Origin of the sequence: Enterobacter sp. BIDMC92 (assembly GCF_001030225.1) — a bacterium.
Lineage (GTDB): Bacteria > Pseudomonadota > Gammaproteobacteria > Enterobacterales > Enterobacteriaceae > Enterobacter > Enterobacter sichuanensis.
In genome coordinates this window covers 3773509-3786877 of record NZ_KQ087598.1, presented here as the reverse complement: position 1 = coordinate 3786877, position 13369 = coordinate 3773509, and the positions used below count along the sequence as shown (strand labels likewise).

Annotated in this window: 12 protein-coding genes and 1 pseudogene; 6 read left to right on the top strand and 7 right to left on the bottom strand. The window is 55.4% G+C overall.

Annotated features, from left to right (window positions below; genetic code table 11):
* Positions 1-13: 13 nt before the first annotated feature.
* Positions 14-699, bottom strand: a pseudogene (locus SP99_RS24440) (IS3 family transposase); the annotation flags it as partial.
* Positions 700-1169: 470 nt separating this feature from the next.
* Between SP99_RS24440 and SP99_RS17685 the strand changes: the two are divergent.
* The 3 genes from SP99_RS17685 to SP99_RS17675 are packed head-to-tail and all read left to right on the top strand — an operon-like array spanning position 1170 to position 6180.
* A complete protein-coding gene (locus SP99_RS17685) occupies positions 1170-1607 on the top strand; it encodes a DcrB-related protein (protein ID WP_047959354.1) in 438 nt (145 codons plus the stop codon).
* 17 nt (positions 1608-1624) lie between these two features.
* The gene (locus tag SP99_RS17680) at positions 1625-5845 is read left to right on the top strand and encodes an RHS repeat-associated core domain-containing protein (protein WP_082137919.1); all 4221 of its coding nucleotides are present in this window, start codon (positions 1625-1627) and stop codon (positions 5843-5845) included.
* Positions 5846-5859: 14 nt separating this feature from the next.
* Positions 5860-6180, top strand: coding sequence for a DUF7716 domain-containing protein (locus tag SP99_RS17675; protein ID WP_047959353.1), 321 nt, complete (start codon positions 5860-5862; stop codon positions 6178-6180).
* A gap of 79 nt (positions 6181-6259) precedes the next feature.
* On the opposite strand, the gene SP99_RS17670 is transcribed toward SP99_RS17675, so the two are convergent.
* Positions 6260-6448: a hypothetical protein gene (locus SP99_RS17670; protein WP_047959352.1), complete on the bottom strand. Its 189-nt coding sequence runs from the start codon at positions 6446-6448 to the stop codon at positions 6260-6262.
* Between the two features lie 749 nt (positions 6449-7197).
* Between SP99_RS17670 and SP99_RS17665 the strand changes: the two genes are divergently transcribed.
* Positions 7198-8025: a winged helix-turn-helix domain-containing protein gene (locus SP99_RS17665; protein WP_047959351.1), complete on the top strand. Its 828-nt coding sequence runs from the start codon at positions 7198-7200 to the stop codon at positions 8023-8025.
* Between the two features lie 20 nt (positions 8026-8045).
* Positions 8046-8501: a hypothetical protein gene (locus SP99_RS17660; protein WP_082137918.1), complete on the top strand. Its 456-nt coding sequence runs from the start codon at positions 8046-8048 to the stop codon at positions 8499-8501.
* A gap of 49 nt (positions 8502-8550) precedes the next feature.
* Here SP99_RS17660 and SP99_RS17655 read toward each other — a convergent pair whose 3' ends face one another.
* Positions 8551-8781 carry a SymE family type I addiction module toxin gene (locus SP99_RS17655; RefSeq protein WP_025757083.1) on the bottom strand — a complete coding sequence of 77 codons (231 nt, stop codon included), beginning with the start codon at positions 8779-8781 and terminating at the stop codon, positions 8551-8553.
* Between the two features lie 172 nt (positions 8782-8953).
* Here SP99_RS17655 and SP99_RS17650 point away from each other — a divergent pair, with 172 nt between their 5' ends.
* A complete protein-coding gene (locus tag SP99_RS17650; protein ID WP_032672451.1) occupies positions 8954-9298 on the top strand; it encodes a nitrous oxide-stimulated promoter family protein in 345 nt (114 codons plus the stop codon).
* 5 nt (positions 9299-9303) lie between these two features.
* Here the strand turns inward: SP99_RS17650 and SP99_RS17645 are convergent, their stop codons facing one another.
* The 4 genes from SP99_RS17645 to SP99_RS17630 are packed head-to-tail and all read right to left on the bottom strand — an operon-like array spanning position 9304 to position 13337.
* Positions 9304-10524, bottom strand: a complete 1221-nt coding sequence (locus SP99_RS17645) for an MDR family MFS transporter (RefSeq protein WP_047959349.1) — start codon at positions 10522-10524, stop codon at positions 9304-9306.
* A 16-nt stretch (positions 10525-10540) separates the two neighbouring features.
* The gene (locus tag SP99_RS17640; RefSeq protein ID WP_047959348.1) at positions 10541-11302 is read right to left on the bottom strand and encodes a siderophore ABC transporter ATP-binding protein EitC; all 762 of its coding nucleotides are present in this window, start codon (positions 11300-11302) and stop codon (positions 10541-10543) included.
* Positions 11302-12339: a FecCD family ABC transporter permease gene (locus SP99_RS17635; RefSeq protein WP_047959347.1), complete on the bottom strand. Its 1038-nt coding sequence runs from the start codon at positions 12337-12339 to the stop codon at positions 11302-11304. The genes SP99_RS17640 and SP99_RS17635 overlap by 1 nt, the downstream gene beginning before the upstream one ends.
* Positions 12339-13337, bottom strand: a complete 999-nt coding sequence (locus tag SP99_RS17630) for a siderophore ABC transporter substrate-binding protein EitA (protein ID WP_047959346.1) — start codon at positions 13335-13337, stop codon at positions 12339-12341. The genes SP99_RS17635 and SP99_RS17630 overlap by 1 nt, the downstream gene beginning before the upstream one ends.
* Positions 13338-13369: the final 32 nt, after the last annotated feature.

Sequence of the window (13369 nt, the reverse complement as noted above, 5' to 3'; positions counted from 1 at the left end):
CTCCGGGCACACTATAGGTAATATCTGTAACCCAGACCTGATTGGGCTTCACTACAGTAAATTCACGCTGTACGCGGTTAGGCGCTATCAATGACGGCCGTTCCCGGGTCCCGCGTGGCACTTTATAACCATGTATGGCCTGTATCCTGTTTTTCCTCATGATTTTGGCGACCCGGTTTCTGCTGCACACTTCACCAATTTCACGAAGATCGCCGTGAATTCGGCGATAACCATAAACCCCACCACTCAGCGTATAGGAGTCGCGGATGAGCGCCAGCAGTCGCTGGTTATCCTTTTCTCCGGCAGATACAGGGTTATGGAGCCAGACATAAAATCCGGCACGGGCAACCTTGAGAACCCGACACATTGTAACGATCGACCAGATTTCACGGTGATCGTTGATAAAGCGGTACTTCAGTCGGGCTCCCTTGCAAAGTACCGCGCTGCCTTTTTCAGAATATCCCGTTCTTCCTCAGTGTGTTTAAGCTGCGCTTTCAGCCTGAGAATTTCTGTTCTGGCATCCAGTAAGTCCTGTGCCTGTTGCCCATTGTTGTCAGGCTTAACAGCGCGGAGCCATTTATAAAGACTGTGCGCCGAAACGCCGAGTCGTTCAGATACTTCAGCGATGGAATAGCCCCGCTCGGTGATTTGGCGGACAGCCTCTTCCTTAAATTCAGGGGTAAAACGTGGTGTGCCCATAGACTCCTCCTATGCTCAAACTATAGGGCAGATTTGTCTACGGGCTCGGGGGCACTCCATTACTAACTGAGCGCTGTATTAATTAGCGGGGGCAGGTCAGTGGAGCGAACTGAAAGCCGAGATTGACGATGTGGTTTAAAAACTTGAAGCGAGTACCGTGTATCCCATGTGGGTAAAGGCACCGCTGCGGCAGGAGTTGCCACAGGTGAGGGCATGGAGGCATTCGTCCCAACCGCTGCGCTAGCCATTGCGACAACCTTCGGCACCGCATCAACAGGGACCGCCATGGCGCTGCACACGCCCCTCAGATGCAGGAGTTGTCAGCCCGTGAAGAAAAGATAGAATTCATCGTCTCGGGGGTAAACACTCCATCAAATATACTTGCTCATTCTCACAAGTTGTTTCTTTTGAGGAGTGTGTTCGGAGTATACGATAGTCATATTTCTGAAACTTGTGGTGGGATCCGCTTAATGTCAGATCAAAATGAAATTACTCACTTCAGTGAGGGGCAGGTCAGGCTCCCTGAAGGCTATCTGGACCGTACGGTCAACGTTTTTACCTGCCGGGACACTCAGGTGCCCTCCTTCAATATTGCCCGCGATACGCTCGACCAGGGCGAGAACCTGACGGCATACACGGATCGCCAGCTGGCTCTGATGCAAAAGCACCTGAAAGGCTGGAAGCAGAGTGAACGCAGTGCCGTGATGCTGGGCGATAATCTTTTACTGGGTGAAAGTGTGCACGCCACTTTTCTGCGCGAGGGTAAGCGCATCTGGCAGCAGCAGGCCGTTTTCAATACGCAGGGTGCGCATATTCTTGTTTTTACCATGTCGTCAGCAGAAAAGCTTACCGAAAGGGATAGCTGCCTGTTTGATGACCTGCTCAGAAGCTTTCGTCCCCACGCTTAACGATAAGGAATATTGTTATGTTTGAAGCCGCGCGTGTCGGTGATGATATAGGCCATTCCGGCGCGCTGGCCGGGATGATCCTTGGTACCCTTGTCGGCGGCGCGATTGCGGCACTCGGCGGCATCGCGGCCGGTGCGCTGATGGTCGCAGGCATCGGTGCCTCCTGTTTTGGCATCGGTGTGCTGCTTATCGGTGCCAGCCTCGCAGTCGGTTTTCTCGCCGGGGAGGTGGCGACCGGCGTGCGCGACGGCATTGCCGAAGGTATGGCAGCGAACATGACGAAGAAAGGCGTCATCACCACTGGCTCTCCTGACGTCTTTATCAACGGTAAGCCCGCCGCTATTGCCACGGACAGCATGGTGGCGTGCGACGACGACGGTTCGCAGCAGATGGCGGAAGGCTCCTCACGTGTTTACATTAATGGCCTGCCTGCTGCCCGTATCGGGGACCGCACCACTTGCGATGCGAAGGTGATGACCGGCTCCGGCAACGTTCGTATTGGTGGCGACCCGGAACAGACTCTGTCGATAACCCCGGAAGTCCCCGAAGTGCTCTACAAAATATCAGACCTGACCCTGCTGTTTGCCGGGCTGGCTGGCGGCTGGGGTGGCGCGGCCGGAAAGGTCGGCGCGGTGGGTAAGCTGTTGTCGAAACTGCCGGGTATCAGCAAAATCGGCCGCATCGCCTGCCGCTTCGGCGCGATGCTGACTGCCATCGCGGCGGGAGGAATTATTGCCCGCCCGGTGGATATCATCAGTGGGCAGAAGTTTCTCAGCGGCGACGACGAGCTGGACTTCGTCCTGCCGTCGCGTCTGCCGGTGCGCTGGCAGCGTTACTGGCGCAGCGGTAACCCGGGCGACAGCGTGCTCGGTCGCGGCTGGAATCTCTTCTGGGAGACCCGTCTGGAGCGTTACCAGGAGGGCCTGGTGTGGCGGGCCCCGACCGGGGATTATGTCTCCTTTCCGAAGGTGCCGAAGGGTTACCGGACCTACTGCGAAGCCGAAAAGCGCTGGCTTGAGCACCATCAGGACGATACCTGGTCTGTGTATGATATCAGCGGCGAACGCTGGCACTACGCCCCGCTTGAGTTCGATAAACCCTCCCTGCTGCAGCGCATCTCCGGACCCTGCGGCAACGATATCCTCTTCGAGTGGAACGATAACCTCACCCTGCATGCCCTGACGGACAGCGCCGGGCAGCGCGTGGTCTGCCGCTATGACGACGACAGGCTCACCGGTGCCTGGCTGGATGATGACATCTGCCTGGTCAGTTATGCTTATGACGAACAGCGCCAGCTGGTCTCAGTGACCGGCCGGGGCGGCAGCGTGCGCAGGCGTTTCCGCTGGCAGGATGGCCTGATGCGTGCCCACGAGGATGCAAACGGCCTGGTGAGCGAATACCGCTGGCAGGAGATTGCCGGTCTGCCGCGCGTGACGGCTTTCCGCCACAGCGGCGGCGAGCAGCTGACTTTTGAGTATGATTTTGACAACGGCACCCGCCGGGCCATCCGTGACGACGGGGCGCAGGCGCACTGGCTGATTGATGACGATGACAACGTCGCCGCCTTCACCGACTTCGATGGCCGCAAGACAGCCTTTATTTACCGCGACGGCGAGCTGTGTGACGTCATTCTGCCGGGCGGTGCCATGCGCCAGAGCCGGTGGGACAGGTACGGGCGCATGATCCAGGAGACGGACCCGGCAGGACGGCGGACGGAATATTACTGGTACCGCCTCACCGATCGCCTCACCCGCACGGTCTGGCCGGACGGCACGTCAGAGCAGAGCCTGTATGACCTGCAGGGACGACTGCTTTCTGAAACCAACACCGAAGGCAACCGCACCACTTACCACTACCCGGACGATGAAGAACCTTTACCGGACAGTATCACCGATGCGACAGGCGGGGTGGTGCGTCTGGCATGGAACGGTCAGGGACTGCTGACAAGCCGCACCGACTGTTCCGGCAGTGTCTCTTGCTATACATACGACCGCCTCGGGCAACTTCTGTCGAGTGAAGATGCAGAGGGTAATGTCACCCGCCGTGTATGGAACAGCGCCGGGCAACTTTCTGCTGTTATCCGCCCGGACGGCAGCCGCGAAACATTACACTGGAATGCACGCGGTCAGCTTGCCGCCTGGCGCGACCCGCTGGAGAGCGAGGTGCGCTGGGACTATAACCCGCTCGGCCTGCCGGTGAGTGTCACCGACCGCATCGGGCGCACCCGGCGCTGGCATTACGACCCGCGCGGCAACCTGCTCAGACTCGAAAACGGCAATCGCGGAGAATACCGCTTTACATACGACGCCGCAGGCCGTCCGCTCAGCGAAACCCGCCCGGACGACACGTCGCGCCAGATGATATGGGACAGCCGTGGATTCCTCTGCGAACTGCATGAAAACGGCAGGCCTGCCGGTGATGGCGGCATCGCCCGGCGTATACGAACCTTCAGTTACGATGAAAGTGGCCTGCTTACCGGGCGTACTACGCGCAATGCGGAATACCGTTATGACCACGACCTGAACGGTCAGCTCACCCGTATCCGGCGCACCCCGACTGCCGAAGGTGTTGCGCTGGGCATTGAGGGTGATGAAATCGACTTTACCCGCGATGCGTCAGGTCGCCTGGTAAATGAGTCTGGTGTTAACGGCGAACTCAGCTACGAATGGGATGCACTGGGCAATCTGACAAATCTGACCCTCCCCGGCGGGCAGCAGCTCTCCTGGCTGCACTACGGCTCCGGTCACGTCAGCGCCATCCGCTTCGGGTCGCAGCTTGTCACCGAATTCACCCGCGACCGTCTGCACCGGGAAGTGAGTCGTACCCAGGGCGCGCGCGAACAGTCCCGCAGCTATGACAGCCTCGGCAGACGTACCGCGCAGCGCAGCACATTTATCACAGAGGTGGCCCTGCCGGAGCAGGCTATACTGGATCGCCTGTACCGCTATACCGGGCGCGGCGAACTGGCGGGCGTCAGCGATACCCTGCGCGGGGAGGTGAATTACGGCTACGACGCTGAAGGCCGCCTGCTGAAGCATTATGAGTCCCGGCAGGGCAACAGCAGTGCGCTCTTTGCCTATGACGCCGCTGATAACCTGGCCGCGAACGACGAGCCGGTTACCGATAACCGCCTGCAGCACTGGCAGAACCTGTTTATGCAGTACGATGCCTGGGGCAACCTGACGCGCAGGCGCAGCGGGTTGTATGAACAGCACTATACCTATGATGCGGAAAACCGGCTTCTGTCCGCGCGCGGAACGGGGCCGCAGGGACGCTTTGAAGCGCACTACCATTATGACGCGCTCGGCAGGCGCATCCGCAAGACAGTCACCACCGGGCACGGCATCAGTGAAATGCGTTTTCTCTGGCAGAGTTACCGCCTGTTGCAGGAGCAGCATGACGGCGGGCAGTGCAGCACGTATATCTATGACCCGAACGAGGCCTGGAGCCCGCTGGCGCGGGTTGACCACCTGCAGGACGATACGGACGGGGAGATCTACTGGTTCAGCACCGACCTCAACGGCGCGCCGCTCGAAGTGACGGACGAAAACGGCAGCATCCGCTGGAGCGGGCAGTACGGCAGCTTCGGTGAGGTGCGCTACCAGACAGATGGCTTCACGCGGGTAGCTAAGAACATAGCCCTGGCGCACCAGCCCCTGCGTTATGCCGGGCAGTATGCAGACAGCGAAACAGGGCTGCACTACAACCTGTTCCGTTACTACGACCCACAGATCGGACGGTTCATCGTTCAGGACCCGATTGGGTTAAGTGGTGGGTGGAACCTGTACCAGTATGCGCCGAACCCACTTGGGTGGGTTGATCCATGGGGGCTGGCAGGAGTAGATCTCTCTGGGAATGACTTGAGTGGTCGTCCATTAAGCAGCCCGAATTACAGCGTCTGGTACCAAACTAATATCCCGGAAGATCTACATGATGCTTCTCGTCGTGTACATTTTCAAAATGCTAATGAACAACTTTATAATACTATTAAGGAACATCCTGAGCTGGGTAGCAAGTTGCCTCCTGAGGTAGTGTCGCATGTACAACCTGGTGCCAAGGGGGCATTTAAAGATACAAGTCCACCGAAACATACTTGGCATCATAATGCACAAGATCCAAGCAAAATTGAATTAGTTCCCAGGCCACAACATAAGGCTGGCGGGCCTGTGCAGCAGAGCCTGCACCCGAGTGGGCAAGGCGGTTTTAAAAAGCTTCAGTCTGGTACAAACTGTAGTTAAATTCAGGAGGATATATGCCGTTAATCACGATTAGAGAGTTACTCACGAATCCGCAAGCAAATCCGGAAGGCTGGCTTTTCCTGCCACCTGATAGCGAAAACTGGTCGTTAGACACTGAAGGAATTTTTTCTACAGATGGGAGTGATAACGAACCGGGTTCTGACAATCATCTTCCAGTACAAGCGAAGCAAGATGGTTGGCTTGAAACGTTGGACAATGCCACTATTGAAGATATTGTTGATAGCGCCCAGGAACAGTTAGGTACTCCAAGCGAAGAGCAGCTTTTTCAAGCGTTCAAATATTACTTCGATAATGATGCCTTCATTGAGTTTTGAAGCTTTTCGATAATAAAGCTTAACGATACGATTGTTTTATCGGTTGCGCCTGTATGTCTGAACAAAGGTGCCACACATATCACTTCACTGTAACCACCGAAATGATCATCCTGGTGGACAGCCCTTGGTGATGAAATCTCAGCGTGTCCCGGCTGAACGCATGCTCCAGCTCTTCCCTGGTGGGTTCGTGATCAGAATCCATCAGGGTTTCATCGTTCTGTTTTTCACCGTTGCTGCTGTGCTCATAGGCTATTTTATATTTCTTCATTTTGCATCACTACTTGACCTTAAATGCATTTCACGCAGTTCGCACATAGCATCGCTTCCGGGCGTGTGACGCACGGGTACCGATGGTCAGCCGGCTCGACAAAGAGCAGCGGCACGTCTGCGCCCGCGCAATTTACTGTATTTGTAACCCTGAATGATGCAGTGAGTGTTTTCCCGTCTGATGCTACCTGCAGATCCCCGTAACTGAAGGTTGTGAAACTTAGTCCGTGACTGAATGGAGACAATGGCGGCTGCTGAGTACGGGCGTGCCAACGGTAGCCAACGTAAAATCCTTCAACGTTGTAATCCATATGAATAATGCCGCCTTTGACGGGCGTACCCCCAAAAAAATATCAGAGTATTGCGCGAGTATTATCGTTGCGAGTAAAGCGCCACAAATTTACTCGGGCAGCTAACAGAGAAGGTGTAACATAGACGCAATCAATCAGACATTATTGTCAGCCGTTCTGGGGTTGTGGAGCGCAGCATGGCCTGAGACGCGATAAAAACCAAAAACAGGGAACACGATGAAATTCACCGAAGATACTCGGGTAAATTTCTGTTTCCGTTTAAGAAGCGTAATCGTGCAGGATGACTGGCCGGTCTTTTTTCCTGAGATAATCCTTTTTATTTTAATGAAGTACCGGTACTAATGCGCTAACTGGCTGCTTTGACAAGGATTATTCACAGAGTATAATTGCCATCTATATCAACAGTTTTTGAATCTGTTTACTGTATAGTGAGTATTCTATGTTCTGGATAATTAACGATAATATTAAATTCTGTCCAGAGAAAAACTTACTTGTCTCTTTGACCCGCCCTGAGTTAAGCGTAATTCTCACAACGCCAGCCAGTCGGTGTCTGGTTCTTCTGCTTGAATCTTCCCCGGAAGTGGTCCACCAAAAGACGTTCTTTGATAAAGTCTGGGGTGAGGACGGGATGTTAGTTCCTGCCAATACGCTTTATCAGAATATCTCCATTATCCGGCGCGGGCTACGCTCAACGGGAGAAACAGACGATACGCTGGTGGCCACGGTCCCGAGAAAAGGTTTCCAGATTGAAAAAGGCGTCAGCGTTGCCCGCATTGAAAACGACGTGGCCGAATCAGTAAACGCGCCTGAAAGCGTGGTATCAGAAGCGCCTCCTGTCACCGTGTCGAAAGAGAGCATCGCTGAAACCGCTGTCGCACAGGTGAGTGCTAAGGCGCCGCGTTATCAATATCGTCGCTATGTTTCGCTATTACTTATGGTCCTCTCTTTTGGGGTGGGGTATTTTATTCTCCATCTGGCCGTGCATGACTACTCAAAGAAAGATTTTTTTAAAGATTACACAATAAACAGCACAGAAAACGGGTGTCATTTTTTCTCGCGAAACGACGATATTAAAAGTATCGGAAACTTTACGCGTTATAAAAAAATTATCCTGCAAACGGGGCTCGATTGTAAAAAATATCCGTGGGTCTACTTCTCCTCATCCAGTACTGCTCCGGCACTGTCGGTACTTATTTGCAGAAAACCTTATGAACAAGAAGAAGATGCCGGTTGCGTTACGCTTTATTTCAGGGGGTACAATCAGTGACTAAAAGGTCAACTGCGATAATGTGTCTCTTACTGTTTGTCGTTGGCGCGCTGGCGTCATGGCTTTACCATTATCACTTAGAAAAAAAACATAATACGGAAGCCTGTTCCGTCTCTATCGTTGTTTTTCATGAAGATGTTCGTGCAAACCTTACCCTGGACTTTATGTATACCATGCAGCAGCAGACCGGTGTGGTAGCGGTCAGCGGTACGTATTTTAAAAATGATAAGCCGACGGCAGTTATCCGAAGAGATGTGTCCTATGTCTGGACGGAAAACAAAGATTCCTTCCATTTTACGTCGGTAAAGATCCATGATGTGAATGACGAATCGCTGCCAGATAACGTTCTCGGCGACGTGTTGCCTGATTTCTTTATTTACCCGAACCATAAGTTAAACTATTCAATCCTGAAACAAGGGCCCAGAGGTTTTCTATTTACCGTAGGAAAGCGTCCTATTTTCTTCTGCTCTCGCTGATGATACCGCTTTGGTATCATCAGGAGGTTACGCTGGCTTACGTGTGACGCTATGCTTCGCCAGGGTTCAGTAACTCAATAACGATTTTCCCCTGTTCGACCCCTACACGCACCTGCGAGTGGGTGGTAAAACCTGCCTGTTCAAGCCAGTCGCCTTTTAAGCTCAACGCCGCATGTACGCTGTAACGTGTCGGAATTTTGGTTTTCCGGTCTTCGTGACGTTTTCTGAAATAACCGACTTTTAAGCGGCGATAGTGTTTAGTGGTGGCGATCTCTTGCATACATCCTCCATAACGACGGCAGCTGGGCTCTTAATACCTGTATAAAATACCAGTAAAGCGTGGCTGATGGAGGCTTAAAAGTGGAAGGCGGGTTCAGAAAATGACATGCAACAACTGAAAAAAGAGGCATTAAAAGGTATTATGAATGCATGTTATTAACCAGTGAGCCGCTATGTCTGGTAAACGAATTTCTCGCGAAAAAAAGACGATCGCCAGAATGATCGCCCTGTATGAAAAACACTGTCCTGACGCGTCTCAGGACGAAGGGCATTATCAGGCGCTGAATGCCTACGCCGATAAGCGTCTGGATAAATGCGTATTTGGTGAAGAAAAGCCTGCCTGCAAACAGTGTCCGGTGCACTGCTACCAGCCTGCAAAACGGGAAGAGATGAAGCAGATTATGCGCTGGGCTGGCCCGCGTATGTTATGGCGTCACCCGATCCTGACCGTTCGTCATCTGATTGATGACCGTCGTCCCGTGCCGGAGCTGCCTGAAAAGTATCGCCCGAAAAAGTGACCGGTTCAGCGTCTCAGCGGGCGGCAAATCACGTTCAGGGCCAGCGCGCTGCAGAGTGGGAAAAGGGCCAGCAGCAGCCAGGGATGCATTGCCTGCGTTGAGGGCACCAGCGCGCGATCCAGCAGGCTACCAAACAACAAGTTTCCTGCCAGTACCGCAATGCCGCCAGCGGTGGCGAGTGCGCCATAATGTGCCCCCAGCGTGGACTCCTCGGCAAACCTCGGTATCAGATCCTTTGCCGAGGGTACCAGCAGCATCTGTCCCAGCGTCAGCAGCGTCACAAAACAGACCGACGGCAGCAGGCGCAGCCAGCCCTCTGGCGGTGCCGTCGACGCAAACATTGCCACGCTTGCAAAGGCGGCGGAGAGCAGCAAAAAGCCCACCGGCAGGATCCTCACAGCGCCTACACGCCGGGCGAAACGCGCCAGCGGCAGCTGTAAGGTGATGATCAGAACGGAGGCCAGCATAAAAAGCGGGCCGAGATCTTTCTCGTTACCGCCAGAGCGCTGGATCTCTACCGGCAGCGCCAGATAGAGCTGGTTATAGCTTAAAAGCCACGAACTGTAGGCAATGATAAAGGCGACAAAGCGCGGCTGGCGGAATGTCGTCCACCAGGGAACGAGCTTTAGCGTCTGCGCGGCGTGGCGTGACGCGGGCAGGCAAAAATAGAGCACCACCAGCGCAACGATAAAGACGCCTGCCCCCGCGAGAGCCACCTGACGAAAGCCCAGGCCGGTTAGCAGGGCGCCAGCAACCGGGCCCAGTACGGCACCGAGTTCCCCGCAAACCGCAAAGAGCGCGAACCACTCCGCCCGGCTTCGTTTACCTTTCGCCTCGCTGTGCGTGCCTGCTTTCGCCAGCAATGCCTCAATAGACGGAGAAAACAGCGCGCCGCCCACGCCTGTCAGACACGCGCCCAGAATAATCGGCCACAGCGATTCCCCGAACGCCAGCAGCAGATAGCCCGCGACGCGGATAACACACCCGCTCAGGATCACGACTTTCGCGCCAAAGCGGTCCGAGAGCGCGCCCCCGACGATAAACATCCCCTGCTGGGAGAACGTGCGTAGCCCCAGGATCAGCCCGATCAGCCCGCCGGAGAGCAGCATATCGTCGCGCAGGAATATCGCCAGGAAGGGGACAACGGCGTAAAAGCCAATGTTAAAAACAAACTGGCTGCCCAGTAAAACGGACGGCCAGAGCGCGGTGGCAGGGCGAAGGGGCATCGTCGTTCACTCGCCCCTAAACGATAAAGTGGATATGCTTTTTGCCATGGAACGGCGAGATCTCAATTTTGGTTTTTACCCGAAATACATCCCAGAGCAGCGCCTCGGAGAGGATCTCCTGCGGCGTTCCCGTGGCCACAATTTGCCCGTTCTGCATCACTATCAGCGAGTCACAAAACATCGAGGCGTGGTTGAGATCGTGGATGGCGACAATGCTGGTGACCGGTAATTCGCTGATCAACTGCATCAGCTGCATCTGATGATGAATATCCAGGTGGTTGGTCGGTTCATCGAGCAGGATTTCCGTCGGGGTCTGGGCCAGGGCGCGGGCAATATGGACGCGCTGGCGCTCGCCGCCAGAGAGGCTCAGCCAGCCCTGATCGCTTTTATCCAGCATATCCACCCGTTGCAGTGCGGCGGTGACGGTTTCGTCATCATGCCTGCTCCAGTTGGAAAAAGCGGAGTGGTGCGGAATACGCCCGAGCTTCACCACGTCGCGCACGCGCATGTTCGCGTCGGTCATCCCGTGCTGTTCAACGAAGGCTACCCGGCGGGCAAGCTGTTTTTTGGCGATGCGGGCGATGTCCTGACCGTCCAGGGTAACGCTGCCGCAGTCCGGGCGGCGCAGACCAGCCAGAATGCGCAGAAGCGATGATTTACCGCAGCCGTTGGGGCCAAGCAAGCCGACCGTTTCCCCGCGAGACACCGTCAGCGAAACGTCATTAACGATGACTTTTTTACCCACCTTCCAGGTAATATGTTCAGCGCAGATACTCATCACTTATTCCTTGAGCGGTAGATAATCACGGCAAAGAACGGAACGCCAACCAGCGCGGTCACAACGCCGACGGGCAGGCTTTGCGGGGCGATCAGCATGCGCGAGGCGATGTCCGCCAGCACCATCAGGATCGCCCCTGCCAGCGCGCTGGCGATCAGCAATGTACGATGCAGCGGCCCGAACAGGAAACGCATGACGTGCGGCACTACCAGCCCGACAAAGCCGATTGATCCCGCCATGCTGACGATGGTCGCGGTGATCAGTGCGGTGGTGGTAAAGAGCACCAGACGTACCCACGGGACGGCGATGCCCAGCGACGCCGCGGCGTCATCGCCGAACGTAAAGGCATCCAGCGCCCGGGAATAGTAGAGGCACACGGCTAACCCAATCAGTACCACCACCAGTGCAAGCTGGAATTCGGGCCAGCGCACGCCGCTGAAACTGCCCAGCAGCCAGAACATCACGTCACGCGCCTGCTGGGCGCTGGCGGAAGTGCTGATGGTGTAGGCGGTAATGGCGTTGAAAAGCTGCGAGGCGGCAACGCCCGCCAGAATGGTTCGTTCATTTCCGCCACGCGCGCCGTTGGTCAGAAACGCGACAAACGCAAAGGCGGCGAACGCCCCGGCAAAGGCACCCGCAGAAAGCGACACCGCGCCGGTGCCGATCCCCAACACCACCACGGAGACCGCGCCAGTCGACGCGCCGGCGGATACGCCCAGCACGTATGGCTCCGCCAGCGCGTTCTTCAGCAGGCTCTGCAATACGGCGCCGCAGATGGCCAGCCCCGCGCCGCAGCAGGCTGCAACCAGCGCGCGGCTCAGGCGAAAGTCCCAGATGACGCTCTCATAGATTCGGTTGAGCGGAACCCCGGTGAACCCCATCTTATTGCTGATGGCATAAAAGACGTTCTGCAGCGGAATAGACAGCTCACCGACACTGACGCTCAGCGCGATAACCAGAAATAGCAGGACAAAGGCAAGCAAACACGAGGTCGTCAGAACCAGGCTCTGCCTGGCCTGAAGGACGGCGGTGGTCATCAGTTCAGCCCCAGTTTTCTGAGCTGTTCGCCAACCTGCTGAGCCCCGTAAATCGTGCGGATCGTCGGGTTCATCGCCTGGCCGTCCATCACCACGATATGACCCTTTTTCACCGCGTCCAGCTGGCTGACTGCCGGATCGCTTTTGAGGAATTTGATTTTTTCTTCCGCGTTATCCAGCGCCCAGCGGTTGCGGTCGAGGCTTGAGACCACAATGACATCCGGATTAGCGGCAATAATGCTTTCCCAGCCCACGGTTGGCCATTCGGTCTCGGAGGTGATGGCGTTATGGCCGCCCAGCAGGCTGGAAATAAATCCGGAAGGGCTATTTTTACCGCCGACGTAGGCGTCCGCAGAAGGGGAGGAGCTTGAGAACCAGAAAACAAAGGAGAGATCTTTTTTGTTTTTACTGAATTCCTGGCGCAGGTCAGCCTCACGTTTTTTGAAATCGGCAATCACGGCCTGACCGCGATCTTCCACGTTAAAGATTTTGGCGAAATCCTCAATCTCCTGATAGAGATAGGTCATATCCCACAGTTTCTGGCGGCTGCCGTACATATCGCCGGTGGCTTTTTTGGTCGCGCACATGCCCGGGGACACGTAGCTGTTCACGCCCAGGGTCATCAGATCGTCGCGTTTGGCAACCTTACTTTCAGGCCCCAGCAGCAGGGGAGTCTGCGCGGGGACAAAGTCAGGATTTTGTGCGAGAACAGATTCAAGCGTAGGAATTTCTACCGTCAGGGTTTTAATTTTCGCGTTCTGTTCCGCCAGCTGCGGCAGCACTTTGGTCGGCCAGAAGGCGCTGGCCTTCACTTTGTCTTCCAGGCCCAGCAGGAGCAAAATTTCGACGGTATTCTGACCCAGGGCCACGACGCGTTCCGGCGCTTTAGTGAATGTCTCTTTATAGCCACAGTTTTCAATGGTCAGAGGATATGTGGTTGCCAGAGCAGAACTGACCGACGCAACCGCCAGGCCTAACGCGCAGATGACCTTCTTCATGAAACGCTACCCTTGATTAATATTGTTATTGA

Bases quoted from the DNA above. Each gene is read 5' to 3' on its own strand.
- SP99_RS17665 (WP_047959351.1), top strand. From the start codon at position 7,198: ATGTTCTGGATAATTAACGATAATATTAAATTCTGTCCAGAGAAAAAC.
- SP99_RS17630 (WP_047959346.1), bottom strand. From the start codon at position 13,337: ATGAAGAAGGTCATCTGCGCGTTAGGCCTGGCGGTTGCGTCGGTCAGT.
- SP99_RS17660 (WP_082137918.1), top strand. From the start codon at position 8,046: ATGTGTCTCTTACTGTTTGTCGTTGGCGCGCTGGCGTCATGGCTTTAC.
- SP99_RS17650 (WP_032672451.1), top strand. From the start codon at position 8,954: ATGTCTGGTAAACGAATTTCTCGCGAAAAAAAGACGATCGCCAGAATG.
- SP99_RS17675 (WP_047959353.1), top strand. From the start codon at position 5,860: ATGCCGTTAATCACGATTAGAGAGTTACTCACGAATCCGCAAGCAAAT.
- SP99_RS17655 (WP_025757083.1), bottom strand. From the start codon at position 8,781: ATGCAAGAGATCGCCACCACTAAACACTATCGCCGCTTAAAAGTCGGT.
- SP99_RS17685 (WP_047959354.1), top strand. From the start codon at position 1,170: ATGTCAGATCAAAATGAAATTACTCACTTCAGTGAGGGGCAGGTCAGG.
- SP99_RS17635 (WP_047959347.1), bottom strand. From the start codon at position 12,339: ATGACCACCGCCGTCCTTCAGGCCAGGCAGAGCCTGGTTCTGACGACC.
- SP99_RS17680 (WP_082137919.1), top strand. From the start codon at position 1,625: ATGTTTGAAGCCGCGCGTGTCGGTGATGATATAGGCCATTCCGGCGCG.
- SP99_RS17670 (WP_047959352.1), bottom strand. From the start codon at position 6,448: ATGAAGAAATATAAAATAGCCTATGAGCACAGCAGCAACGGTGAAAAA.
- SP99_RS17640 (WP_047959348.1), bottom strand. From the start codon at position 11,302: ATGAGTATCTGCGCTGAACATATTACCTGGAAGGTGGGTAAAAAAGTC.
- SP99_RS17645 (WP_047959349.1), bottom strand. From the start codon at position 10,524: ATGCCCCTTCGCCCTGCCACCGCGCTCTGGCCGTCCGTTTTACTGGGC.